The following is a 1,747-nucleotide window of genomic DNA, read 5'->3' as shown; positions in this document are numbered from 1 at the left end:
AGGCGCGCGTCGAGCCGGCGCAGGCCGTCGGCCGAGACGGTCGAGCTGACCACCACGAGCAGCGGCCGCACCACTCCGGCGACCAGGCCGTCCGGTCCGTCCAGCAAGGCCTCGACGTCGGGCAGGTCGGGCACCATGAGGACCACGACGTCGGTGACCGCGGCGAGCTCGCGCGGCGTGCCGTGCCAGGTGGCCCCGGCCTCGAGCAGGGCGTCGGCCGAGGCGGGTCGACGGGCGGTGACGTGCAGCGGGAAGCCGGCGGTCAGGATGTGACGGGCCATCGGGGCGCCCATGACCCCCAGGCCGACGAACCCGATCTGCGGCAGGGTGGTGGACATGGCCGCAGCGTAGCCTCGGCCCACCGCGGGGCCGACCCGCGGCAGACGTGACGCACGCACGACCCACCCACGGCAGTACCCCACGAGGAGGCTCGCATGGCAGGCACGGACCGGTTGCGCATGGTGCTCGCGACCCCGCTCGAGGAGGAGCTGTGCCGCCGGCTCGAGGACAGCGAGCCGAGGGTCGAGCTGGTGCGGGACCACAGCCTGCTCCCGCCGATGCGGCACCCGGGCGACCACGGTGGGGACCCGGCCTGGCGGCGCACAGCGGACCAGCAGCAGGCCTTCGAACGCCTGCTCGACACGGCTGACGCCCTCTACGGGATCCCGGACGTCTCGTCCGAGGCCCTGGCCCGGACGGTCGCGGCCAACCCGCGGCTGCGCTGGGTGCAGACCATGGCGGCCGGTGGCGCGTCCCAGGTCGCGGCGGCCGGGCTCACGGCCGAGGACCTCGCACGAGTGCGGTTCACCACCTCCGCCGGCGTGCACGCCCGGACGCTGGCCGAGTTCGCCGTCTTCGGGCTCCTCGCCGGGGCCAAGACCCTGCCGCGGCTGCTCGAGCTCCGGGCGCGGGGCGAGTGGCCCGGCCGCTGGGCCATGGGCCAGGTCCACGAGCAGACGGTCCTGGTGGTCGGGCTCGGCAGCATCGGTCGCGAGACCGCACGGCTCGCTGCGGCCCTCGGCGCCACCGTGATCGGCGCGAACCGCAGCCCGGTCGAGGTCGAGGGCGTGCAGCGGACCATCGGCCTCGACGAGCTCGCGGCCGTGGCCCCCGAGGTCGACGCCCTCGTCGTGACCCTCCCGGGGGCCCCGGCGACCACGGGGCTCGTGGACGCGAGCGTCCTGGACCGTCTGCCCGCCGGGGCGACCGTGGTCAACGTCGGCCGTGGCACCGTGATCGACGAGGAGGCCCTGGTCGCGGCCCTCGACGGCGGTCCGGTCGGCCTCGCGGCCCTCGACGTGACCGCCGTCGAGCCGTTGCCGGCCGAGAGCCCGCTGTGGACCCTGCCGAACGTGCTGCTCAGCCCGCACACCGCGGCGCTGAGCCCGCACGAGGACCGCCGGATCGCCGAGCTCACGGCCGAGAACGCCACACGACTGCTCGACGGTCAGCCGCTGCGCAACCTGGTCGACGCCGCCGAGCTGCTCTGACGGCTCAGCCCCCGACGGTCAGCCCCGCGCGTCCTCGAGCAGCGCGAGGCTGGCCCGGGCGACCGCGACCCGCTCGTCGACGGTGGCCGTGCGTGGGCGCATCGCGACCTTGACCGCGAGGGGCACCGGGCCCGCGGCGACCAGGGTCCGGCGCACCTCCTCGACGCCGAGCAGCGACCCCGCAGAGCGCGCGAGGGCCGGGTGTAGGCCCCGCGGGGGGATGTGCGCGTCCGACCAGGCCGGTCCCCACGGCGTCT

At 76.2% G+C, this 1,747-nt stretch carries 3 protein-coding genes; 1 reads left to right on the top strand and 2 read right to left on the bottom strand.

Translation table 11 applies throughout. From position 1 onward, the window contains the following. Positions 1-338 (bottom strand): NAD(P)-binding domain-containing protein (locus L0B03_RS17390; RefSeq protein ID WP_250448214.1); only part of this gene is annotated, 338 nt, incomplete at its 3' end. Between the two features lie 96 nt (positions 339-434). On the opposite strand from L0B03_RS17390, the gene L0B03_RS17385 reads away from it, so the two are divergent. Then, positions 435-1,490: a D-2-hydroxyacid dehydrogenase gene (locus L0B03_RS17385; RefSeq protein WP_250448212.1), complete on the top strand. Its 1,056-nt coding sequence runs from the start codon at positions 435-437 to the stop codon at positions 1,488-1,490. Positions 1,491-1,508: 18 nt separating this feature from the next. Here the strand turns inward: L0B03_RS17385 and L0B03_RS17380 are convergent. After that, on the bottom strand, positions 1,509-1,747 hold a 239-nt coding region (locus L0B03_RS17380; protein ID WP_250448210.1), incomplete at its 5' end, for a DUF4862 family protein.

Source organism: Actinotalea sp. C106, from assembly GCF_023630195.1.
Lineage (GTDB): Bacteria > Actinomycetota > Actinomycetes > Actinomycetales > Cellulomonadaceae > Actinotalea.
The sequence above is the reverse complement of the archived record's forward strand: the minus strand, read 5'-3'. Positions and strand labels throughout refer to the sequence as shown.